Raw genomic sequence first — 24,588 nt, forward strand, 5'->3', positions numbered from 1 at the left:
TGAACCCTTAAAAATTTTTCAGGAAAAGTTATGGCGTAATCCATATACAGCTTTTAATTAAAAATGCGAAAGTCCTGATATTGTCTACTTCTGCCTCATCATAGTCACTATCTTGAGCACAGATTTCTTTTATGTTAGCATCTTCTATATTACTCTCAACTAGTATTCCGATAGTTAGTTTTCTTGTTATCTTCCTTTTCTCTCTATTTCTTGTTTTTTCTTCACTTATACCTCGATCTTTAGCTGATTCTAGAGACCCAAAAGCAACTTTTCTATTATCTTCAGCAGCTTCATACTCTGCCATTTCTTGTTCGTTCCAATTCATTTGATCTATTCGTCTACATACACGTTCAATCAGAGGATTTGATGTAAGTGGAGTCTTTTCTTCTTCTCTCATATGAGATATTAATTCAGCATTCTTTAAAAGAAAAGCCCAACGGTCTTTTTGATCAACAATTTCTGATATAGCTTTCCTAAATTTAGGTAATTCCAAAACAGTAATCTGTGTATCTTCAAAAAAACATTCTTTGGTTTCTCTTTCAGCATATGCATGATGAGAAAGGTATCGAATATGTTCTGGAAACATATCAAACTGCGTAATGGCAAGTATATGAACAGGAAAAAGTTCTCTATAATCATCCCCTTTGGCTATTTGACTACCATAATCACGAGCAACATAAGCCTGAATCCTTTTTTCCCAACCATGGTGATGATATACTTGCATTTCTATGATAAATCTTTTTCCAGTATTATCAACACAATGGATATCGGTTATAAATGATCGTTCCATTTCTGTTCTTGTATGTAAAACCGGATCACGAAAGGATACTTCTTTAATCATATTATCACCTGAAAGTTCCAGTAAGCTATTTAATAAATCGCTTGTAAATTCATTTTGATTGCCTTCTTCTGACAATGTTATCCCAAAAATATGTTTAAAGCACCAATCATTAGTAGGCCTTGCATACTCATGACGAACTCGTGATCTACTGCTGGTTTGTGCTCTACCAACATTACTACGCGTTTTCTTCGTATTCCGTGATGACTTCGCACAATTTTCATATTTGTATACACTACAAGATTGTGAAATCATCCATACCATGGATAGACACACAATTAAATATTTCTTGATCATAATGGTTTTTTGTAATAATCTATATTAAATAATCATTGCCCGATATGTCTTAATGAGCTATGTAGGCAGTATAGAGAAGACTACATTAATGATACTTGTAACAACTACATTAATGATACTTGTAACAAATGTATCATACCATAAAGACAGATCACGATGCAAATTTTTAGTTACGCTACAAATATACAAATATGTTTGTATTTTTCGTTATGTCTAATATCTATTCTATACTTTTTTTGTGGCGGTCTTAATTTACAATCCCAGTTCTCTTTTTAAGAAACGGCCTGTATGGCTTTCAGGCACCATGGAAACAACTTCTGGTGTACCCTCAGCTACAATGCATCCTCCTGCTCGGCCACCTTCTGGGCCAATGTCAATAACATAGTCAGCTAGTTTTATAATATCCATATTATGTTCTATAACTAGAACTGTATTTCCTTGGTCTACAAGCTTTTTCAATACGGACAAAAGATCTAGAATATCTTGAAAATGGAGGCCAGTACTGGGTTCATCCAAAATATACAATGTATTTCCTGTACTTCTTTTTGTCAGTTCCGTTGCCAATTTAATGCGTTGTGCTTCTCCTCCAGACAAAGTGGTGGCATGTTGTCCAAGGGTAATATATCCAAGTCCTACTTGTTCCAAAGTTTTTAGTTTGGTAAGAATCGATGGATGACTTTCAAAGAAAGAAATGGCATTTGATACAGTCATGTCTAATACATCAGCAATGGATTTCCCTTTGTATTGCACCTCTAATGTTTCTCGATTGTATCTTTTTCCTTTGCATGTATCACAGGTGACATACACTTCTGGTAGAAATCCCATTTCTATACGTTGGATGCCTGCTCCTTCACAAACATTACATCTACCTCCCTTTAAGTTAAAAGAAAATCTACCTGGTTTGTAGCCTCTAATTTTAGCTTCTGGTAACATGGTAAAGAAGTTGCGTATATCTGTAAACATACCTGTATAAGTACTGGAATTGGAACGAGGTGTTCTTCCTATAGGTGCTTGACTCACTTCTATAACTTTATTGATGTGTTCTAATCCAATGGCCTCTGTATAACTAAGAGGAGTAACTTGACTTTTGTATAGATGTCTTTTTATAATAGGCAGTAATGTTTTATGGATGAGGGAAGATTTTCCACTACCAGAAACACCTGTCATGCAAACCATAACACCTAAAGGGATACTAAGTGTTACATTTTTTAAATTATTACCATTACATTCTCTGATAATCAGCTTTTTTTTATTTCCTTGTCTACGTTCTGTTGGAATAACAAATTTCTTTTTGTTGGTCAGAAAATCGGCAGTAATACTAGGCTGTGTTAAGAATTCTTGTATAGTACCAGAAGCTACTACCTCACCTCCATGAATACCAGCCTTGGGGCCTATTTCAAGTAAATAGTCTGCTTCCAACATAATTTCTTTATCATGTTCTACAACTAGTACTGTATTACCTATATCCCGAAGTACTTTTAATGAACGAATGAGACGGTCATTATCTCGTTGATGTAAGCCAATACTAGGTTCATCAAGGATATATAAAACACCTAGTAGCTGCGTTCCTATTTGGGTAGCAAGCCTAATACGCTGTGCTTCCCCTCCAGATAGTGTACCTAAATTCCTGTTGATATTTAGGTAGTCTAAGCCAACATCGATTAAAAATTTAAGCCGTTTAGAAGTTTCTTGTATAATCTCATGCGCAATGATTTGTTGTCGATCTGTTAATTTAGTTGGCAATACAGCAAACCATGCTTGAAGCTCTTTAAGATCCATGAGAGCCAAGTCAGATATGGCTTTCCCATTAATTTTAAAAGATCTTGCTATTTGATTCAGTCTAGTTCCTTGGCAATCTGGACATACAGCCATGTACCCAAAGTCTTCTTCTAAGATGCCTTTTTTAGCTATTTCCTTTTCTTTCTGTTCAATAAGTGTTGGTAGAATTCCCTCAAAAGAAGCTAAAAAATCTGCTACAATAGGGTTATGCATATGGTTGCCATATAATAATAAGTTTAAGACTGTTGAAGGAATCAATTCTATTGGATCGCTAAGCTTATATTTATATAAATTTAGTATAAAATCTATACGCTTAAAGAGTAATGTATCTTTATAGGGCCCCAATGGGAGGATCGCTCCATCTTTGATACTTATGCTTTTGTCTGGTATAATGGTTGCTAGATCTATTTGTCTTATTTCTCCTAGTCCATTACATGTAGAACATGCTCCATATGGTGTGTTAAAGGAGAATAAGTTGGGCTCTGGTTCATCATAAGCAAGTCCAGAGGCTTCATCCATCAAAAATTTGGAAAAATAGTGATCTTTTTGATCAGTATCTGCTACGATTAGCGTCCCTTTTCCATACTGCATAGCTAACGTTAGTGCATTTTTGATGCGATCTAGATCTTGTGTATCTACCAACATGTGATCTATAATTAGCTCTATATCATGCTTCTTGTGTCGAGCTAGATTTATCTTGCTTGCTAAGTCAGTAATCTTTCCATTAAGTCTAATTTTACTAAATCCTAGGTGCATTAATCTTTTTAATAGCTCTTCATGATGTCCTTTTCTACCTTTAATCATAGGAGCCAGTAGTGTGATTTCTTTTCCGGAGAAACGATGTAACAAATGTGTGGTAATTTGTTCTTGGTTTTGTGCTATCATTTTATTGCCAGTAGCATAAGAGTAAGCATCTGCTATTCGTGCAAAAAGTAGCCGCATGAAATCATAGATTTCTGTAGTCGTGCCTACAGTAGAACGTGCATTTCGGTTGGTTGTTTTTTGCTCAATAGCAATAACAGGACTTAATCCATTTATTTTATCTACTTCTGGCCTTGTGATGCTTCCTAAGAAATTACGGGCATAAGCGCTAAAGCTCTCTCTATATCTTCTTTGACCTTCTGCATTGATTGTATCAAATGCTAAAGAAGACTTTCCACTGCCACTCACTCCAGTAATAACAACAAGTTGGTTGCGTGGAAAGGTGACATTAATATTTTTTAAATTGTGTATTCTAGCGCCTAGTACTTCTACATGATTAAAGCCATAACGATCTTGAATAATTTTTTTAGTAGTATTCGTTTGTTTTGCATCCATATTTATCTACTGTAATGTATCGATCGTGAAAAATTTAAAAGGCTATGTTCAGTTATTATTCCTGTAAAAGAAGTTGCTCTAATCTTTTAAAATTGTGTGTAAATCCATAATTTTCTCGTAAATGGTATATATTGTAGATAAATGCATTAAGTACCTATTACACCTTTGCTTTTGTTCACCTTATTAAAAAATGCAACTTTTGTATTGCATACATACTGAAATCAAATTATAAAACAGATGTATGTATATGTTTTTAAGGTAAATCCCTAATATATCATTATTTATTTAAAATAAAACATACAATTAAATTGTTACTATTTTTTTATTACCTTGTAAGGTAAAGAGTTAAATGTATTTACTCGTAAAAGTGGTCCATATGCTAATTTTGTTAGGGGCTTTTTCTATTTGTAGCTTCTTACAAAAGCACAATTATATTTCCCTAAACAAAGATTATAGTAAGGAGTATACCACCTAAGTGAAATAACTTCAGCATTTTCGTAAAAAAGGCAACAATGCTTATATTTTTAAATATGATTATGTTTAATAATTATGACAATCGATAAAAAAATTAATATTTAAAATTTTTCAGGGAAACTTATAGTATAATCCATATACAGTTTTTAACTAAAAATGCGAAAATATTGGATATATCTGCCCTATTATGCATAGGGAAATTTTACTTCATTTTCAAATTAAACTTGGCATGAAACTTTATTTTAATCTAGCTAGGATCAAAACATATTTCCCATATATCAAAAATATGCGACGCATTTTTCTTATTACGTTTTCATATACCTTTCTGCTGTTTCAATTAAAAGCAGAAGTGTCCACAAAAACTTTAGCCACTAAGGTAAATCTTAGCTCTCCATATGATACTGTGAATACACATTTTACTTATTTAAGCCCTGGTAATGAATCATTTAAAAAAGTTGGAATTGTTTTTGTACATGGAGAGAGGGGTCCAGAAAAAAGCAATAAAATGGCTACTAAACTCAAACAGCTGCTTACATTTTATGGTATTACTGTCAATCATATACCTAATAATCCAAATTACATAGATCCTATTGTAAATGAGCATAGATATGTTTTATCTAAAAAATTACCACAGGTTTATTTGCTTAAATATGGCGAAGAGTGGCGCTATAGTGAAGAAACATGGAAGTTTATTAAGCAATATCAGAAAGAAGGCAATCTGGAACTTTTTCTTTATTCTTTTTTGCCTAAGAAATTTTGCAAAACCAAGATTTTAGACCTTGCTATATGGCAATATATTGTACTCATAGGTCTAGTATTAATTATTTGGTTGATTCATAGGATAGCACCTTTATTTTTGAACCCTTTGGTATACCACATTATGGGTCCTGGGAAAAAATTTTCTATAGAACGTTTGGTACTTTTTCTAAGTACAATATTTCTTTTAAAGATAACACTTCCTGTACTTCATTTTGAACGAGTAGACTCCTTTGTAAATCGTGCATTGGAGGCTACTATTGCTTTTATACTCATGTGTTTAGCCTATGAATGTGTAGGTATTATACAGGTATATCTTAAAGACGCTAATCAGCATAATAAATTTATGATTCATATTTTGCCCCTTTATAGTATGGTGGCTAAGGTTATTATAATTGTCTTTGGGTTGATAAAAACAATAGATGGTTTTGGTTTTGATACCAAATCGCTTGTACAAGCACTTTCTTTTGGTACGCTTGGTCTTGGTTTAGCTTCTCAAGACACTATTAAAAATCTTTTTGGCTCATTGATGATTATTATGGATAGCCCTTTTTCTGTAGGGGATGAAATTAATACTGGGCATATGCGTGGAAAAGTAGAAGAAATTGGGTTACGTGCTACTTTATTACGTACCAAAGAAGGATCCCTTGTCTATATCCCCAATGCGAAGTTAGCAGATGCATATATTGATAATTTTGGTAGGAGAACATCACGACTGGTTAACCTGGAAATTCCAATTGGCTACAATATCCCTTTAGATGTATTGTCCAAATTTATGAAAGGATTGCATGATATTAAAAAATCTCGATCACATATAAAACAGAAAAAAACGGCTATATATTTTGATCGTATCAACGAATATGGATGTATCATTGTTTTTAATATTTATTTGGATACCAAAGAAAGAGAATATGAGCAGGAATGCAAAAATATAATCATACCATCAATTTTAAAACTTGCTAATGAATTAGGGATTCATTTAGGCATAATTAGGAATACAACAGATGATAGGTTTAATCGGATTAAATTGAAAGATAATCAATAAGTAATTTTTTTATTATATATTAAAAACATAAACGAGCAATCTGGTGTGATGCTGTGTAAGGCATAATGAGAACCTTATCGCATACACCATTGCTATTCTTTATGCCATATCAACATTTGTAGCTGATTTATTATACCAAACTTTTGCATTCAAGACTTTATCCGTTTCAAGAGCTAAACGATACACCTCATCTACAGAATCCACATAGTGGAATATTAAATCTGCTCGATAGGTTTCTTTGATTTCTTGCACATCTTTTTTATTCTTGCTACTTAATATGATTTCTTTCATACCTACACGTTTTGCGGCTAGAATCTTTTCTTTGATACCACCTACTGGTAAAACTTGTCCACGCAGGGTAATTTCTCCTGTCATTGCTAATTTATCCTTTACTTTTTTTTGGGTATAAAGCGAAGCCAAGGAAGTAAATAACGTAATCCCAGCAGAAGGTCCATCCTTAGGAACGGCACCAGCAGGAACGTGAATATGAAGATCATAGTTCTCAAAGATATCCTGAGGCATGTCAAGATATTGTTCATTTGCTTTTAGATAAGAGAGTGCTGTCATAGCAGACTCTTTCATGACATCCCCTAAATGTCCTGATAGATTAATTCTACCTTTCCCTTTGTTTAATACAGATTCTATAAAAAGAATTTCTCCACCAGCAGCAGTCCAAGCTAACCCAACTGAAACACCAGGAATAGTAGTTTGTTGGTACTTTGCATTGTCAAATATCTCTGAACCTAGAATATTAGGGATATCTTCTCTTTGGACTTTTTTAATATATGTTTCTCCTAGTGCAATAGATTTGGCAATTTTCCTACAAACATTGGCTATTTGACGTGATAGCTCTCTTACACCAGATTCCCTTGTATAATATTCTACAATATAAGCTAGTGCATTATCTTGAATAACGCACTCAGACGCCTTTAGGCCATGTTCCTTGCGTTGTTTTTGCAAAAGATATTTTTTCGCAATTTCCACCTTCTCTTCTAATACATAGCCACTAACATCAATTACTTCCATTCTATCTTGCAAGGCAATAGGAATGCGATCTATTGAATTTGCAGTAGCAATAAACAAAACATTAGAGAGATCATAAGATACTTCTAAGAAGTTATCTACAAAAGAATTGTTTTGTTCTGGATCTAATACTTCCAATAATGCAGCTGAAGGGTCGCCACGCATACCATCTAATTTGTCTATTTCATCTAATACAATAATAGGATTGGATGAACCTAAACGTTGAATATTATGGATAATTTTTCCTGGCATGGCGCCAATGTATGTCTTTCTATGGCCACGTATTTCTGCTTCATCATTAAGTCCTCCTAATGCAATCCGGCCATACTTTCTACCCATTGCTCTTGCTATAGATTTTCCTAAAGAGGTTTTTCCTACCCCAGGAGGGCCACATAAACACAAGATAGGACCCTTCATATTTTTTTTAAGCTGTAAAACAGCCATATATTCTATGAGCCTATCTTTTACCTTTTCAATACCATAGTGATCTGCATCTAAGATTTTTTTGGCTCGTTTTAAATCTAAGTTATCCTTTGTATATACACCCCAAGGGAGTTCTAATAATAGTTCCGCATGATTGATCGTAATAGAATAATCTGGACTATACGTACTCATACGTTCAGCTTTATCCAGCTCTTTCTTAAAACAAGCTTCAACTTCTTTAGGCCACTGTTTTTTTGCTCCTTTCTGACGTAATACCTCTATCTCATCAGATAGGTCAGTTTCTCCTAGTTCATCCTGCAGAATTTTAACCTGTTGTCTTAGGTAATAATCTCTTTGTTGTTGGTTAATATCTGCATGTACTTTGTCATGGATTTCTTTTTTTAGTTCAGAAATTTCTAACTCCTTATAAAGATACTTCAAAAGTAAACTTGCCCGCTTAATACTACTATTTAATTCCAATAACTTTTGTTTGTAGGAAACATCTGTATTCAGGTTTGAAGCTAAAAAGCAAGTAAGAAAGTCGATCTTTTTAATATTAGCAAGCATAGCATGTGCTTCACTAGGTATATCAGATCTGAATTTAAGAATCTTGATAGCTACATCTTTTAATGACTGTATTAATGCAAGATTTTTTTTGTCTTCTTTATATGGAAGATCTGTTAACAACTTAATAGTTGCTTCTAATCCAGAAGGTTCTTCAAAGATTTGAACGGTTTTAAACTTCTGTTTTCCATGTACTAGGGCAATAGTTTTTCCGTTTGGGAAGTTGATAACCTTAATAACTTTAGCAATAGTACCAATTTCAAAAACATCACTTTGTTTCCCTTCAAAAGTTTCTGGATTGCGTTGTGCAATGATTCCTAGTATACCATCACGTTCATGTATGGTATCTACTAAGTTTACCGTATGCCTTTCTTTTATTGTAATAGGCACTACAACGTTAGGGAAAAGAACTGTATTACGCAATGCAAGTATAGGTACTCTTACGTTGCCATGACTATCAGAAATTTGCTCTGTTTCATCGGAAGTGATAAGTTCTATCATTCCACCAAGTCCATCTTCACTCCATCCAGATGCAAGCGCACCACCCATTACCAGTGACTTATTCAAGTACATATGTTTTAAATTAACGATTAATGCTTCACGTCTTAGTTTAACGCATACTTATGATATCAGCAAATAACATGCCAGAAAAACCAAAATAGCTAATATTATAACAGAGCTACTAAAATTTTACGAATATCATTACCAAATGCATAAAGCATAATGAACAATAAAAGTATCATGCCCATTTTCTGAGCTGTTTGTAAAAAGCGTTCTGATGGCTTTCTCCTAAGAAGCATTTCATAGAGAATAAATAGGGCATGTCCTCCATCTAGTGCTGGCAAGGGTATTAGATTCATTAAAGCTATAACTATAGATAAATTAGCTACTTGTAACCAAAATTTAGACCAAATAAATTCACTTCCAAAAGATTTCGCTATGCTAATAGGACCTCCTAAAGATTTACTGACAGAAATTTTACCAGTTATCAATTTCCAAATACCCAAAGCTTGACTACCTATGATTAGGGCAGCTTGGTTTAATCCAACAGGAATGGATTGCAAAAACGAATATTTTACAATTTCAGGTGCAGGTTTAAGCAACATAGCATCTAATCGTTGACCAATGTTATCAAGCTGAATAGAAGAAATCATTTTCGTGCCTTTTCTTAGATAAGCTATCTGTACTGTTTTATTAGAACAATTTTCTGCTATTTGAACCAACTGATGGCGATAAAGAGCAGGTTGGTTATCTAATTCAACAATCTGGTCACCAGATACTAAACCTGCTTGATCTACAGTGCTATTTGGTGAAATAATATCCATTATACATAAGTAAATAGGCTCTACAAAAATATGATTTTTCGTTTTATTTTCTGACAAACGGTCTATAAAATTGGAAGGAATAGGTATATCTAATTCCTGATTATCTCTCTGAATGGTATAGTAACTTTTATCAGAAAGTAATATATTGGGAGCGAATATATTGTAAAAATTATTAAAGTCTTTTCCATTTATTTTTACAATCTTATCACCTTCTTTAAAGCCCATTTCAATACCTATACCATATGGCATAATTCCATACGTATTTACCTCATTTTTAGGCAAACAATAAGAACCAATTGCATATGCTAATCCTATATATATGATTATGCCACTGAGGAGATTGAATATAATGCCTCCCAATATGACAATGAGTCGCTGCCAAGCTGGCTTTGAGCGAAATTCCCAAGGTTGGGGGGTGTCAGCCAAGTTGTTTTCATCCAGGGATTCATCTACCATACCTGCAATTTGCACAGCGCCACCCAGAGGAACTGCTCCTAAAGCATATTCCGTTTCTCCAAATTTAAATTTGAATATTTTAGGCGGGAAACCAATGATATAGTTATTAACACGCATGTTAAATAATTTTGCTAAAAGTAAATGACCTAGTTCGTGTATACCAACAATAATTAATAATCCTACTATAAATTGAATGACGGTGATCAGGAATTGAACTATTTTAATGGAAAATGCCATAGTGGTTTCTTTATTTAAACTTTACTGAAAAATATGATAAGTAACATGTCATAAAATAAAATTAATCAAAAATTAGAAGATATTTTGCGTAAAATGGGTTGATACTTTTTTGTATGGTAAAAAAACAAGACTGCATAAACAAAGAGGTTGCAAAAAAGTAAATGTTTATGACATATATTAATAGTATTTGTACTAACCGGTATTGAGCTATTCTTCTTTCAGTTTTGGAAATTTTTTCAGTCAATCAAAAATGGGCATGGTTTTTTTTAAAACGATAAAAAATGAATACTTTAATTTTTTTAGAAACCTTTATAGCGTGTTTTATACACATATTTTGGTTAAAAATGCGAAAATTATCTCCATGTGTTAGAGAGCCATACACATAAATAGAGACTACACAATCTAGAGCTATATGTGAAACATGCCAATCAATTGGTATAATGCAAACTCTGCTTCCTTTACCTTAATAGCTTGTTCTACCAACATAAGCTCTGCTTCCTCTACCTCTTGCTCGGATTTTTCATGTAAATCAAATAACTTTGATCTTTTATGATGATATTTCTTCTTTAGAAAAATTTTATCGAGACTGTACTTCTCAAGAAGGAGAAGTAACTTGTGTTTGCTTATCTCTAATCTCTCTGCTAATACCTTATATTCAGCTATGGCATTATCGTACATCCAACGTTTAGTTTCTAGTTCATCTGCTACAGTTAGCTTTTTCTGTATGAGACTAAGCTTTGCTTTGTCTAGTGTTATTTTTGCTTGTTTAATCCGTGCTGGTAAAAGCAAAAGTGAACTAATATCAAGAGATATATTCCAGTTTAAAGATTGATTAGATGTGGTTTTTTGTAATTTTTTTTTCTTTAAATCATATTCAATACCTTGTGAGGCAATACTACCTGAAACATTTAGTTGTGTAAACGGACTAATTTTAACATTAGATAACTCAGCTTCAGCTATACTTACTTGTTTTTCTTGTATGGCAGTTTTTAAGCTAATTACTCTTTCTTGGGTAATATGCTCAAGGTTCCATGTAGGATTCACAGAGATGTCAGACTCAACTAATATTACTTCATTAAGTGATCTATTAAGTATAAAATTGAGGTCTCTGCGTTTTTCTTGAAGATTTTTTTTCTGTTCTAGGACCTTTAGGTTTGCTTTTTTCAATGCTAAGCTAGCATTCAACAAATCTATCTTAGAGACCATGCCTGATTTAAACTTTTCTTGTATGTTATTTAGCGTAGCTGTAGCAAATTCGATAGACTCATTAGAAATATCCCATTTTTTTTGAGCTAATACCAATGCATAATAACAAGTAACAACCTTTTGTAACTCATTGGACACCGTTTCTAGTGTTTGTAACTTATTTATAACATTTTCTTGACAACATTTTTTTGCTTGATATATTTTATCAAAAAAAATACCCGCTTGCCAGTGCAATGCAAGAATAGGGCTTAATCTAAAGAAAGAGGTTGATTCCTTTATTGTCCAATTACTGTTATGAGCAAAGTTCAAGCTTGCTTGAGGAAACCAGGTTGTAAAATTATTAATTTTATTTGATAAAACATACATTTTTCTGTCTTGTTGAGCATTCTGAATGGTTATATTCTCTTTTAGAGAAATTTCTATTGCTTCTTGCAGGGTTAGAATCTCTTGGGGTGATTCTCCTGCATACAATACCTCAGGTTTCAATATAATAACACCCAATAGCATGCCTAAATGCAAAAATATAGCATGTTTTTTTAAATCCATTATGAATAATCAAATAGTTATTTACTCAGTCTGTTGCGTAGGTCCAATCTCCTGAGATTGCTATATCCATATTTTGAACGAAAAAACATTCAACATATGGATAGTTCAGGTATTTTTGATCTTTTTTACCTACGCAATAGGGCTATTATTTCCGTGGATGGTGGTCTAATTATACGGTATTAAAAACTGATTTTTTGCAATTTTTATATAAATAGTTTTGATTTTAGGCTTTATTAAAGCTATTGTTTATTATAAACTCCTATTAGCGAAGCATTGAGGATACATGCAATCAAACACTTTTAATATAATTGCTTTATAGTTTTATATTACCATACAACTGAACCAATGCCAACAAATTAACCCAACAGTCATTGTGAAGGGACATTTTTAGGAAATGTACTTTATAAAAAGTACTGTTACCTAAAACATTTATCAGCTCATCCTTAAAATTAATATAATGTATAGTTAGCAAAAATCCAAGTTCGTATACAATAGGACTTAAGTATAATAAAAAATGTTAGCAGTTAAAATATATGATAATATCACTACAACCCAGATGCTATATGTGAAACATGCCAATCAATTGGTATAATGCAAACTCTGCTTCCTTTACTTTAATAGCTTGTTCTATTAATGCAATTTCTGCTTTTTGCATGTCTTGCTCAGCTCTTTGTAAATCAAGTAACTTTACTTGATTTAAGCGATACTTCTCTTTTACAAGAAGGAATTTTTGTTTACTTACTTTTAACTTTTCTACTTGTATTTTATGTTGATCTATAGTATTATGATAGGTCCAATGTTTGGTTTCTAGTTCTCCTTCTGCAGCTAGCTTCTCTTGCATGAGTTTAGATTTTTCCTGGCCTAGCTTTATTTTTGCATGTTTAATCTCTGCTGGTAAAAATAAAAGTGAACCTATATCGAATGATATACCCCACTTTAAAGATTGTTCGGGTACAGCGGATTGCAGTAATTTCCTTTTTTGTATATCATATGTCTTCCCTTGAGAAGAGATATTACCAGTAATTTCTATACATGTAAACGGACGTATTTTAGTATTAGATAATTCAGCTGCAGCTAGTTTTACTTTTTTTTCTTGTATAGAAGTCTTTAAGTTGATCACTTTTTCCTTAGTAATAGCTTCAATATCCCATATAGGCTTTATAGGAATATCAGACTCAACCAATATCTTTTCATCAAGTGATTTATTAAGTGCCAAGTTTAGATTTCTGCATTGTTGTTTAAGCTTTTCCTGTTGTTCTAAGATCTTTAGCTTTGCTTCTTTTAATTTTAAATCAGCATCCAATAATTCTATCTTAGATACCATACCCAATTTAAACTTTTCTTGTACGTCCTTTAGCGTAGATTGAGCAAATCGGATAGAATGATTAGAAAGTCCCCATTTTTTTTGCGCTAAGGCCAATGCATAATAGCAAGTAACAATTTTTTGTAACTCACTAGACACCTGTTTTACCGCTTCCAAGCTTTGTATACTATTTTCTCGACGACGTTTTTTTGCTCGATAAATTTTATTAAAAAAGTCCTTTCCGTCCCATGTTAAACTAAAAATAGGCTTTGATTGGAAGAAAAAAGTAGCATCTTTTGCCTTCCAAGTATTATCATGTTTAAAAGACAACCTTGCTTTAGGGAACCATTCTGTAAAATCCTTCATTTTATTAGATAAAATATATGCTTTTTTACCCTTTTGAGCATTTTGAATGGTTACATTATTCTTTAGAGCAATCTCTATTACTTCTTGCAGGGTTAGAGCCTTTTGAGGCAACTTTTCTGCATACACGATTCCAGGAATTACAATACCCATCCCACACAGTATACCCAAACGCAAAAGCATAGTTGTTTTTTTTGAAATCATAATCATTATTAAATATTTATTGGACAATTTTCCCATCTACAATTTCTTGAATACTATTACACTGTCTTGCTATCTGAGAAGAGTGGGTTACAATAAGAATCGTATTACCCTCTCTGTTCATTTCTTTTAGTAAGGCCATTATTTCATAAGACGTACTGCTATCTAAAGCACCTGTCGGTTCATCTGCCAAAATTAAGGGAGGTGCTGTTACAAGTGCACGTGCAATAGCCACCCGTTGTTGTTGTCCACCAGATAAGGCATTTGGTTTATGATGTGCGTGGTCAGCTAGGCCAACTCTATCTAATATACTCCATGCGCGTCTACGACGTTCTGTATTTTCTATACCTTGGTAGTATAGCGGCAAAGCAACATTTTCTAAAGCGGTTTTAAAAGGAATTAAATGAAAACGTTGAAAAATAAAGCCAACCAACTGGCTTCTATATTGACTAGCTTGTTGGATAGAAAGATTTTTTATGTGCACACCATTTAGATAGTAATCACCTGCATCATAATCATCTAATATACCAAGAATGTTTAATAATGTTGATTTCCCAGCACCAGACTGCCCCATTAAAGCAACAAGGTCTCCTTTTTCTAATTGGAAGTTAATTCCATCAAGAACTTTTCTAGTTATGCCATTGGTCTGGTAAGATTTATATAAATTCTGAATCTGAATCATACTACTACAATTAGTTGATCTTGTTCACAAAGCCCTTTTTTGACTTCTACATACATACCATCCGAAAGCCCTAAAACCACTTTCTTTTGAACAGGTACACCAGCTTCTAGGCACTCTACAAAATAATCTTTCTCCTTTTTTTGAATCATTTTTTCCTGAACAGCAAGTACATTGGTTGCCTTTTCTATAATTATTTCTGCAATGGCTATATAGCCAGCACGCAAGATATTTTTGGAATCTTTAGGACGATGAATCATGCCCTCTATTTCAAACCTTGCCTCTCCATTGTTTAGATCTTTTTCATTAGCTTTGGGCGACACCCTAGTCAAGGTAACCCGAAATTTATCCTCTTTAGAGGCATTTAATATAACATTAAAAGACATGCCTTTAGTAAGATGTATCACATCTAGTTCACTTACTTTAGCTGAAAATAAGAAATGATCCATGTCTCCAATAACAGCAACGGAAGTACCATTACCAGTAGATTGGTTCTTAGCCTGTTGTACCAAACTACCCTCTTTAGCAGGGAGGTTTAACACAGTTCCTTTTGTGGTAGACTTGATAACATTAGCGTCTGCACCTTTTGCTTTAGTATATCCATATTTAGTAATTTGCAAATTTTTCTCAGCAGCAGATTTATTTTCTTTTGCTATTTCCCAATCTGCCAAAGAGGATTCATATGCTTCTTTAGACAACATTTTTTTATTAAAGAGTCTCTTGTGTCGCAAATATTTATTTCTATGCTGATCAAGCTGAATAGATGCTAGACGCAATTTACTTTCTGCGGTTTCAATAGCCTGTGCATCGGGTTGTATTTTAATGCGCGCAATGGGTGTTCCTTGTCGTACATAATCTCCCACATTAACCAGTAATTTCTCTACGAGACCGGTAATATAAGATTCTATTTTTATCTCTTTATGAGGAATAATATTGCCAACAAAAACTTTTTTGCGTTCAATATCCCTACGGGTAGGGGAGGTTGTTTTATAGGTTTGTTTAGGTAGTGTGTAACGGAATATAAATCGCTTGTTCGCATAATCTAAATAGCCAAAATAAGCTGCAGCCAGTATGCAGGAAGTTAAAAAGAGTTTAGTTATGATACGCATTTTCTATTCATTATTATTTATAGCATCCACTGGTTTAATTTGCAAAGCCCTTCTTGTAGGAACAATGCCCGCCAAACCTCCAGAAAAAATTAAAACGACCAAAGCAATAAGGGCATTACAAAATTGAAATTCAAGTTTAGCCATACCATATTGTTGAAGCATAGCAACCAAACAAATATTTATTCCCTTTATTACTCCAATACCAATACTCATCCCTAAGATACCAGAAACAAGGCTAATAACAATCGATTCTAGTAAAATTAGTGTTATAATATGACCTGATTTTGCACCCACTACCTTGCGAATAGCCATTTCTTGTGTGCGTTCTTTAACGACTACCAACATCATATTACTCACACCCACAATGCCACTGACTAAAAAACAGAGGCCAATGAACCAAGTAAAGCCATCTATAACCATAAAAAGGACTTGTATTTTTTCGCTACTACTAGATGGTTTACTGATGTACAATACACGCTGGTCTTGTTCCTCTAAATTAAGCTGTCTACTTAAATAGGCCCGGATCTTTTTTTCAACGTTTGTGACATCTTGTTCAGGTTTTAAGACAGATATTATGTAGGCAATGCAATCAGCTTCTTGAGGGAATATTGTTTTAAAGAAGCTATCAAGGATGATCACACCATTGTTATCCTCCCTATCAGTTGTAGTGTCTAATACACCAATAACACGTACAAAAACACCGCCAATCGATATCAAACTGCCAGTGGCAGCATCTTTACCAAATATGTTGGCTTTTATATGTGGACCTAGTATACAAACAGGAAGCTGCTGTTCTAGGTCACGTTTGGTAAAAAATCCCCCCTCTGTAAATTCCAAGTTTTTTAAATCTTTATAACCCATACGAACGCCTAAAATATGATTTTTATATTTTTTTTGCTCATAAACAATCGTACTATTATAGTAATATATGGGCATGCTTTGCTCAAAAGCATTGACATTATAAGCAAGCTTATCAGCTAGATCCTCGGTTAAAACTATTTTTCCCTTTGAACTATGACCAGTCCAAATTTCCATGAAAGGAGTGCTATCGGAGCGAAATTTTTGTAACATATTATTATAAAATACACTACTACCTCCTTGCAAAAGGATTAAGATAACCATGGCCCACATGACTCCAAAGCCTGTGAAAATAGCCCTCATTTTATGGGTTCTAAGACTCTGGAAAACTTCTATAAATTGCTGTCCAAACATAGATGTTTAAATAAAATAAAAATATCGTTCACTCATTACTCAGCGCTTCTATAGGTTTTATTTTAATAGCTCTTATAGCAGGAATAATACTAGAAAAACCACTGGATATAAAAATGAGCACCAATCCATAGAAAATATATTCAGGAGGATAGGTTAGCTGAGATAAATAGATTCCTTTAAGCTGCGGCAGCGGAATAACCCATTTGTTAAGCAACTGAATCAAGGAAAAACCAGCTGTAAAACCTATGATACCTGCAATAAAAGTTACTATAGCCACTTCCCATAAAATCATAGCTACAATCTCTCTAGAACGTCCACCCAAGACCCTTCGAATGGCCATTTCTTGCTTTCTTTCATGGATAGTTACCAACATCATATTGGCAATGCCTACTATACCTGTTATTAGAAAGCAAATGCCCACTATCCATGTAAAAATGGATATATCTTTGAAAAACTTATGCCACTTAGCAGCATGTTTGGAAAGGTTGAATATACAGAATGCCCTTTCATTTTTACTATTTATATTTAATTGGCGAGAGAAATAGTCACGCAACTGTGCTTCTGCAAGATTATCATCTACCTCTGGACTTAAGGCAAGGTGAAGATAATCTACATAATAACAATTTATATGGGGTAATAACCGTTTTAAGAAACAATTTGTAACCAATACAGACCTGGATACGTTATACATATTAAAATTGGATTCATCGAGTACCCCCACTACTTGCAAACAAGTGGTGTCTAGAAAAATATACTTTCCAATAGCAGATGCTTCGCCAAATAACTGTTTTTTTATTTTTAGACCTAATACACAAAGATTGGTTGCAGCTTCGTGGTCATGTGCAGTAAAAAATCTCCCTTCTTGTATAGGCAAATCCGTTAAGGAGGCATAACAATCGTCAAATCCTATAATCGAAACACGTGATATGATGTGATCTTCATATCGTACTTTGGAGCTATGCATATCTACCAAAGACGACTGCTCTATAAAATTAAGTTTCTCTGGTAAATCTGAAGCCAATGTTTTAGGAATAGGTTTTGCTCCTTCAACATGCCAATTTACCCATAGGACCATCGTTTTTTCTGCATATATTTTAAATATTTCAGAAATACCATTATGAAAACCATTGCCAATACCTAAAAGAAGTACCAATATAAAAATGCCCCATGATACGCCAAATCCCATAGAAAGTGTTCGGGACTTATGTGTATATAAACTTTGACAGGCTTCTCTTAAAGAGTGAAAAAAAAACATAACATGTTTAGTATATTGAATGAATGCTATAAACATACGAAATTTCTCTAAAAGAAATCATTTATTTATGTAACTGCAATACCTTACATCTGCATAAATGGATGATTATATATAATATAAGGCATAACATTGGCTATTTTGTATACGTTTTTCTGTTTAAATTTCTCTTTGGTATTATTCATAGCCTTTATAATATTTGGAAATATGCAGTAAGCATACGTACATTTGCTCCTAGCTCTTAATTGCTGCAAGCTGTTTGCAAGTAAGGCTAAGAGTAGTTTTAAAATGTATACTAGTTATGAAAACTTTACACAATTTCAATGTTAATGCACTACAAGACCAAGAAATGGAATGGGTAGTAGGAGGAGGTGATTCAGAGACTGAGGAAAAGTTTGAGGACAAGTTTCCCATTTTATAAATGCACGAATTGTGGGGTGGATGATACTGATTATAAGGATGATTCTCTTGAATATCAGTTATAGGGTGGTAAAATTTGGAAACAAATATAAACATATGTACATTACTCCTAGCTCTTAATTGCTGCAAGCTGTTTGCAAGTAAGGCTAAGAGTAGTTTTAAAATGTATACTAGTTATGAAAACTTTACATAATTTCAATGTTAATGCGCTACAAGACCAAGAAATGGAATGGGTAGTAGGGGGAGTTGATATAGAGGAAGAAGGGGGAGTATATCCGGAGAAAGAAGAGGAAGATAATTCCGAGCGTACTTGTCTCGGGGTTGCTATGGATAACTATGACGGTCCGGATCTGAATACTTCGAAGAATGGAGGCTTTCCGTGGCATACGTGTTAGGTGGCGGTTAAATTATATGATGATATAAGTAGTTGACATTGAGGATTTTCTAATTTTTTTCAAAGAAAATATCATGGGAAAGTGCACTCAATGTCTAACTGATTCAAATGTAGTAAAAAATGGCCTTAATAAGTACCAAAAACAAAACTATTTATGCAAAAGTTGTAAGAAGCAATTTATAGATAGAAGCTCTTTTTCTGCGATAGTATCTACAATACAACTTCTGACTCTTTCCAAGTTTTTCTGATATCGTGGCATACGATTGATTATAACCGCTTGACATAAAGCACTTTTTATGTTTTTTTCGTAAAAAAAGATTTTTCTAACAAAGGAAAATACACGATGTCGGAAACAAGTAAATTACACTTCTAATATTTTGGATTTTTGGGCTATTAGTTGTAGCTTTGTGATGGTTAACCTAGGGAGAATAAAATAACGTTTATGTTTTAGAGTAAGCAAAAAACGACGTTTAAAATATTTAAAAGTTTTTATCTATGCTTTTTAGCCTTTAGAAATTTAATTCCACTTTAAGCCAATTGTATTTTACATTTTTATTGAATTATTATGCACAAAAATAGATTTCGATTAACTCAAAAAGGGATATATACTTACGCTATAGTAGGAATGTTACATATGGCTGGTGACTGTGGAGGTAAAAAGCCTAAACCGGCAACTACAGTAAATACACAAGATACTAAAAAGCCTAAGCCAGCAAATTCAGAAGCTTCTAAGGGTGCACAGGAGACTAAGCAAACACAAAAGGAGACGGTTACTCAACAGACTTCATCACCAGTAGGAGAAGCCCAAGTACAATCACAGACAGTTACTAAAAAAGTACCAGTATCACAAGAAGAACCAAAAGAAACACATACACCAAAAACACCAGAAGAAATAGCTGCAGAAGCAGCAATAGTCGCAGCAAAAAATGCGATAGATCAATTACAAGTTGATCTAAATGTATTAAAGACCGAAGTAGATGTTATAGAGGCAGAAAAAAATGGGTTAAAAAAGAATAACATAAAGAAATGCATAAATGGAATAGCAAGTTTAGTCATAGATACCACTACTGACTACAATCAAGTAACAAATAGCAAGGATTTTGCTCAAGAAATATCTCTAAAAACTGCCAGTTTAACAAATTTGACAGAAATCAAAATTAGAGACATGATATATAAAGAACTTGATATACTAAATGATATAATAACTAATCAAAAAGAACGTAATATAGTATGGGGCAAAGCAACGCAAGCGGTAAGTCAAACGATAACCATAGAAGTTCAAAATTTTAACAAAGTTGCTACAACTTCTCTGAACAATCTAGTTACAGTTCTGGGAGATGCAAATATTAATGGTAGTGCATTAACAGAAATTGAAACTGCAATAACTGCAATAAATAAAATATCAGTACCAGCAGCTACAGCCAACAAGCAAACAGTTTTAAGTGAATTAAATACTGTTAATACAGGATTGGGTAACATAGAAACAGCATTAGCTAGTGTTCAAGCAGATGTGAATACGTTAAAAACAGCAGTACAAGGAACAATATTAGAAACAATATCGATAAATGATGTAATAATAGAGATTGAAGCTGCAATAAGTTCCGTTGATCAGAATGCAATTGATAAAGTAAAAAAAGCTGTAGATGATGCAATAGCTGCTGTCAACAATCTTCCTTAAGAGAATAGTACACTATATCATTAGTTTCGGATAAATTAGATCGAATCACCTAGTATCCGTGGTTTGATCTAACTTATCTCTTCAAAAGACACACTAAATCACCTATAAAACCCTCTTGCGAAATTTTTTCTTTTCACATAGTGCTGCCATTTGGCATTTCTAGGTATTTTGGAGTGTCCTTTAAACTAGGGTGTTGCATGATAGCTTTGAAATAAGTTATGCCTTATATGTAGAAATGATTTTGTATATCATACATATCCTTCCCTATATCTGCATTACTTAAAATATTTAAAAGTTTTTATTTACGCTTCTAGCCTTGGGAAATTAAATCCACTGTGACCGATTATGTTTTAGATTTTTGATGAATTTTTGATGCACAAAAATAGATTTTCATTAAGTCCAAAGAGGTTATATACTTGGACAGTAGTAGGTATGTTATACATGGTTAGTAGTGGTTGTCCTAGAAAGTTTGAGGATCTTAAGCCTTGCGGCTACGCCTGAACAGAAGCCTCAACAAACACAAAAGGGTACAGCTGTACCACAGACTAAGATTCCACTACCAGGAGAAAGAGTAACACCTCAAATAAAAACAGTAACAATAACAGGTCCAGTATCAGAAGCAATACCAAAAGAAAGACAGAAACAGACTCCACCAGCAGAAAAATCACCTCAAATGCAATCAAAACCAGTAACGAATCCACCATTAGGAGAAAAACCACCAGAATCATCCAAAACACTAGAAAAAACAACTGAAAAAGCAGCTTTAGAAGCAATACGTGAAGCGTGCTATAATTGCATTAAGGGACAGTTATCCTACAAGTGAACAAATAAATAGCATAAGTTTAACAGGAAAGTTGCTTTCTGGAATAGATAAAGCAGTGGAAGCAATAATAAATGCTCAGCAAAAATTCAGTATAGGGCTTCTACCTGGCGAAATATTACCACCAATAAGTGGCAAAGATCTTGCTGACAAAGCTCGACAAGATGATGTCATAAAACCAGCAATTTTACTAGAAGCAGCAATAATAGAAAGCGTATTTGTAGAGCTTGATAAAATACAAAATCCAATAAATAATAAAAAAGATTTTGAAATGTCCTTTGTTTTGGATTTGTAGACTATTCATTTTAAATTAGCAATATCTAACCTAGAAGGTTTTATTAATTTAATAAAAAGCAAAAAGAAACATTTAAAAGTTTTGTCTTATGCCTTCTAGCCTTTGGAAATTAAGTACACTCACCGTAAAACAATTATATTTTACATTTTTATTTAAATTTATTATGAAAATAAATAGATTAGGTCAAAAAGGACTATATACTTGGGCTATGGTAGGTATGTTATATATAGCTAATAACTGTGGAAATCAAAAGCCTAACCCAGCAAACATACAAGGTACTAAAATAAATACACAATATATTAATAAGTTGGGTACAGTTACGCAGCAAACCCCACGGCCAACAAATACACAAAACACGCAAGATACTAGTAAAAAGCCTATCTTAACAGATACACAACACACACAAGACATTAATAAGTTGGATTCGGATGAGCAGCAGACGTCATCACCAGAAGAAAAAGAATCTCAACAACAAACAGAAATAGTAACTAATCCAATATCAGAGGAAATACCAAAAGAAAGACAGCAACAGGAAACAATACAGACACAGCAAACACCACCACCAAAAGAAATAGTTACAGAAGCAATAAGTGAAGTAAAAAACATTATAAATCAACTGCAACTTGATCTAAATACATTAAAGACTAAAGTAGGTGTCATGAAGACTAACATAGCTCAACCAAAAGGAAAAAGTTTCGTAGAAGATATAGCAAAATCAATCAAAATTGATAGTAATAAATACAAAAAATCAGCTAATAGCAAGGAGTTTGCTCAAAAACTGCAGAAAAAAGTTAATAGTTTAACAAATTTGACAAAAAAAGAAAAAGAAATTGGAAACATGATATGTATAGAGTTTGATAAACTAAATTTTACAATAAAAATGCATAATAATCTTACATATGATACAATATGGAACAAAGTAACGCAAAAAGTACATCAAACGATATCCACGGCAGTTTGTAATTTTGATAAACAAGCTAGGTCTTCTCTGAGAAATTTAATTACAAACCTGGGAAATAAAATTACTCTACTAGGTAGGATATTAGTAGTACTTGAAGATGCAATAACTACAGATAACAAGCAAATATTTTTAAAAGAATTAGTTAATGCTAAGTTAGCGTTGGATAAAATAGCCTTAGATACTGCTAAAAAAGATGTGAATCTATTAAAAACAGCAGTGAAAGGAACAATATTAGAAAAGATGCCGCTAAATAATGCAATAATCAATCTTGACACTAAGATAAATAAAGTTAATAAAGATACAAAAGCCGTAATTCAAGCTGTAGATAACGCAATAGCCGCTGTTAACAACCTTCCTTAAGGTAGACACTACTCAGGTTCTGAGATAATTAATATGAGTTATGATTGCTATTGACGCATGATTTTATTATAAATGCTTGATATAAAACACTTTTTAAATTTTTTTTATAAAACTGACAAAGAAGAATGCTCCATATTGGACACCAGTAGATTATACCCCTAATGTTTTGGATTTTTGGGCTATTCGTTTTAAATTTTAGTTATGGTTAAACTAGAAGGCTAAAGAGGAGTTATTGATTTAATAAAAAAACAAGAACAACACTTTTAAATATGTAACTCCCCAGGTACCTTTTTTTGCTTTTATAAAAATTGTTGATTATTAAATAAAAATATTTTTATCAACTTTGATATATCAACAAATGTGCTACCAAAATTTTTACAACGAATTTTATATTTTATTACAAATTCAACTATAAAAATCATATCTGTTGTGTGCAGAACACAGGGTGCCTGGGGAGTTACTTAAATATTTAAAAGTGATTATCTATAAATAATTTTTAGCCTTTGGAAATTAAGTCTACGTTTTAAACGGATTAAATTTTATTTACATTTATTAAGTCAAAAAGGGCTATATACTTACGCTATGGTAGGTATATTACATATGGCTGGTAGCTGTGGGAGTAAAAAGCCTAACCCAGCAAACATACAAGGTACTAAAATAAATACACAATATATTAATAAATTGGGTACAGTTGCTCAGCAAACCCAATGGCTAACAACTACACAACACACACAAGATATTAGTAAAAAGTCTAACCCAGGAAATACACAAGGTACTAAAATAAATACACAATATATTAATAAGTTGGGTACAATTTCGCAGCAAACACCACCCCCAACAGATGCACAAAACACGCAAAATACTAGTAAAAAGTTTAAGCCAGCAAATACACAATATATTAATAAGTTGGATTTGGATGAGCAACGGACGTCATCGCCAGAAGGAAAAGAATTTCAAAAAAAAACAGAAATAGTAACTAATCCAATATTAGAGGAAATACCAAAAGAAAGACAGCAACAAACACCAAAAATATTAAAAAATATAGTTGAAACAGTCATAGCTACAGCTAAACATGCCATAATAGAATTAGGAGTAACTAGTTTATCTACAACTCAACAAATAAACGAAATAAATTTCGTACAAGAGTTCCATTCTGGAATAGATAAAGCAGTGGAAGCAATAAGTAAGGTTTATGTCCCCATATATCCTAGACTTGATTCAGAAAAATCAGTGAATGGAAAGTACTTGGCTAACA

At 33.1% G+C, this 24,588-nt stretch carries 18 protein-coding genes; 8 read left to right on the forward strand and 10 right to left on the reverse strand.

Going from position 1 to position 24,588, the window contains the following annotated elements:
• Positions 1-28 precede the first annotated feature (28 nt).
• Together CCPUN_RS02645 and uvrA are read right to left on the reverse strand one after the other, a co-directional pair.
• Positions 29-1,135 carry an Rpn family recombination-promoting nuclease/putative transposase gene (locus CCPUN_RS02645; RefSeq protein ID WP_133282039.1) on the reverse strand — a complete coding sequence of 369 codons (1,107 nt, stop codon included), beginning with the start codon at positions 1,133-1,135 and terminating at the stop codon, positions 29-31.
• A gap of 252 nt (positions 1,136-1,387) precedes the next feature.
• Positions 1,388-4,231: an excinuclease ABC subunit UvrA gene (gene uvrA / locus CCPUN_RS02650; protein ID WP_133282040.1), complete on the reverse strand. Its 2,844-nt coding sequence runs from the start codon at positions 4,229-4,231 to the stop codon at positions 1,388-1,390.
• 760 nt (positions 4,232-4,991) lie between these two features.
• Here uvrA and CCPUN_RS02655 point away from each other — a divergent pair.
• Entirely contained in the window at positions 4,992-6,506 is a 1,515-nt protein-coding gene (locus CCPUN_RS02655) for a mechanosensitive ion channel family protein (protein WP_165941916.1), read from the forward strand.
• Positions 6,507-6,605: 99 nt separating this feature from the next.
• Here CCPUN_RS02655 and lon read toward each other — a convergent pair whose 3' ends face one another.
• The 8 genes from lon to CCPUN_RS02700 form a co-directional block, all read right to left on the reverse strand.
• Positions 6,606-9,089 carry an endopeptidase La gene (gene lon, locus CCPUN_RS02660; protein ID WP_133282042.1) on the reverse strand — a complete coding sequence of 828 codons (2,484 nt, stop codon included), beginning with the start codon at positions 9,087-9,089 and terminating at the stop codon, positions 6,606-6,608.
• Between the two features lie 95 nt (positions 9,090-9,184).
• Positions 9,185-10,534 (reverse strand): RIP metalloprotease RseP, encoded by a 1,350-nt coding sequence (gene rseP, locus CCPUN_RS02665; protein WP_133282043.1) that lies wholly within the window; start codon positions 10,532-10,534, stop codon positions 9,185-9,187.
• A 408-nt stretch (positions 10,535-10,942) separates the two neighbouring features.
• The gene (locus CCPUN_RS02670; protein WP_133282044.1) at positions 10,943-12,286 is read right to left on the reverse strand and encodes a TolC family protein; all 1,344 of its coding nucleotides are present in this window, start codon (positions 12,284-12,286) and stop codon (positions 10,943-10,945) included.
• A gap of 559 nt (positions 12,287-12,845) precedes the next feature.
• Positions 12,846-14,156, reverse strand: coding sequence for a TolC family protein (locus tag CCPUN_RS02680; protein WP_165941917.1), 1,311 nt, complete (start codon positions 14,154-14,156; stop codon positions 12,846-12,848).
• A 16-nt stretch (positions 14,157-14,172) separates the two neighbouring features.
• A complete protein-coding gene (locus CCPUN_RS02685; RefSeq protein WP_133282047.1) occupies positions 14,173-14,835 on the reverse strand; it encodes an ABC transporter ATP-binding protein in 663 nt (220 codons plus the stop codon).
• The gene (locus CCPUN_RS02690) at positions 14,832-15,941 is read right to left on the reverse strand and encodes an efflux RND transporter periplasmic adaptor subunit (RefSeq protein ID WP_133282048.1); all 1,110 of its coding nucleotides are present in this window, start codon (positions 15,939-15,941) and stop codon (positions 14,832-14,834) included. Before CCPUN_RS02690 ends, CCPUN_RS02685 begins: the two co-directional genes overlap by 4 nt.
• Before the next feature lie 3 nt (positions 15,942-15,944).
• Positions 15,945-17,153 carry an ABC transporter permease gene (locus CCPUN_RS02695; RefSeq protein ID WP_133282049.1) on the reverse strand — a complete coding sequence of 403 codons (1,209 nt, stop codon included), beginning with the start codon at positions 17,151-17,153 and terminating at the stop codon, positions 15,945-15,947.
• Positions 17,154-17,181: 28 nt separating this feature from the next.
• On the reverse strand, positions 17,182-18,408 hold the full coding sequence (locus CCPUN_RS02700; RefSeq protein WP_165941918.1) for an ABC transporter permease: 1,227 nt from the start codon (positions 18,406-18,408) through the stop codon (positions 17,182-17,184).
• 593 nt (positions 18,409-19,001) lie between these two features.
• Between CCPUN_RS02700 and CCPUN_RS02705 the strand changes: the two genes are divergently transcribed.
• The 7 genes from CCPUN_RS02705 to CCPUN_RS02730 all read left to right on the forward strand — a co-directional run.
• Positions 19,002-19,220, forward strand: coding sequence for a hypothetical protein (locus tag CCPUN_RS02705; RefSeq protein ID WP_133282051.1), 219 nt, complete (start codon positions 19,002-19,004; stop codon positions 19,218-19,220).
• Positions 19,221-19,293: 73 nt separating this feature from the next.
• The gene (locus CCPUN_RS04905) at positions 19,294-19,467 is read left to right on the forward strand and encodes an IS1/IS1595 family N-terminal zinc-binding domain-containing protein (protein WP_420888377.1); all 174 of its coding nucleotides are present in this window, start codon (positions 19,294-19,296) and stop codon (positions 19,465-19,467) included.
• A gap of 317 nt (positions 19,468-19,784) precedes the next feature.
• Entirely contained in the window at positions 19,785-20,897 is a 1,113-nt protein-coding gene (locus CCPUN_RS02710; RefSeq protein ID WP_133282052.1) for a hypothetical protein, read from the forward strand.
• Positions 20,898-21,366: 469 nt separating this feature from the next.
• Positions 21,367-21,720 (forward strand): hypothetical protein, encoded by a 354-nt coding sequence (locus CCPUN_RS02715; RefSeq protein ID WP_133282053.1) that lies wholly within the window; start codon positions 21,367-21,369, stop codon positions 21,718-21,720.
• Positions 21,674-22,012 (forward strand): hypothetical protein, encoded by a 339-nt coding sequence (locus CCPUN_RS02720; protein ID WP_133282054.1) that lies wholly within the window; start codon positions 21,674-21,676, stop codon positions 22,010-22,012. The genes CCPUN_RS02715 and CCPUN_RS02720 overlap by 47 nt, the downstream gene beginning before the upstream one ends.
• A 163-nt stretch (positions 22,013-22,175) precedes the next feature.
• On the forward strand, positions 22,176-23,333 hold the full coding sequence (locus CCPUN_RS02725; protein WP_133282055.1) for a hypothetical protein: 1,158 nt from the start codon (positions 22,176-22,178) through the stop codon (positions 23,331-23,333).
• Between the two features lie 582 nt (positions 23,334-23,915).
• Positions 23,916-24,588: hypothetical protein (locus tag CCPUN_RS02730; protein WP_133282056.1), on the forward strand; the 673-nt coding region annotated here is incomplete at its 3' end.

Origin of the sequence: Cardinium endosymbiont of Culicoides punctatus (assembly GCF_004354815.1) — a bacterium.
Classification (GTDB): Bacteria; Bacteroidota; Bacteroidia; order Cytophagales; family Amoebophilaceae; genus Cardinium.

Coding starts and splice junctions, on each gene's coding strand:
- CCPUN_RS02645 (WP_133282039.1), bottom strand. CDS start 1,135: ATGATCAAGAAATATTTAATTGTGTGTCTATCCATGGTATGGATGATT.
- uvrA (WP_133282040.1), bottom strand. CDS start 4,231: ATGGATGCAAAACAAACGAATACTACTAAAAAAATTATTCAAGATCGT.
- CCPUN_RS02655 (WP_165941916.1), top strand. CDS start 4,992: ATGCGACGCATTTTTCTTATTACGTTTTCATATACCTTTCTGCTGTTT.
- lon (WP_133282042.1), bottom strand. CDS start 9,089: ATGTACTTGAATAAGTCACTGGTAATGGGTGGTGCGCTTGCATCTGGA.
- rseP (WP_133282043.1), bottom strand. CDS start 10,534: ATGGCATTTTCCATTAAAATAGTTCAATTCCTGATCACCGTCATTCAA.
- CCPUN_RS02670 (WP_133282044.1), bottom strand. CDS start 12,286: ATGGATTTAAAAAAACATGCTATATTTTTGCATTTAGGCATGCTATTG.
- CCPUN_RS02680 (WP_165941917.1), bottom strand. CDS start 14,156: ATGATTTCAAAAAAAACAACTATGCTTTTGCGTTTGGGTATACTGTGT.
- CCPUN_RS02685 (WP_133282047.1), bottom strand. CDS start 14,835: ATGATTCAGATTCAGAATTTATATAAATCTTACCAGACCAATGGCATA.
- CCPUN_RS02690 (WP_133282048.1), bottom strand. CDS start 15,941: ATGCGTATCATAACTAAACTCTTTTTAACTTCCTGCATACTGGCTGCA.
- CCPUN_RS02695 (WP_133282049.1), bottom strand. CDS start 17,153: ATGTTTGGACAGCAATTTATAGAAGTTTTCCAGAGTCTTAGAACCCAT.
- CCPUN_RS02700 (WP_165941918.1), bottom strand. CDS start 18,408: ATGTTTTTTTTTCACTCTTTAAGAGAAGCCTGTCAAAGTTTATATACA.
- CCPUN_RS02705 (WP_133282051.1), top strand. CDS start 19,002: ATGAAAACTTTACATAATTTCAATGTTAATGCGCTACAAGACCAAGAA.
- CCPUN_RS04905 (WP_420888377.1), top strand. CDS start 19,294: ATGGGAAAGTGCACTCAATGTCTAACTGATTCAAATGTAGTAAAAAAT.
- CCPUN_RS02710 (WP_133282052.1), top strand. CDS start 19,785: ATGCACAAAAATAGATTTCGATTAACTCAAAAAGGGATATATACTTAC.
- CCPUN_RS02725 (WP_133282055.1), top strand. CDS start 22,176: ATGAAAATAAATAGATTAGGTCAAAAAGGACTATATACTTGGGCTATG.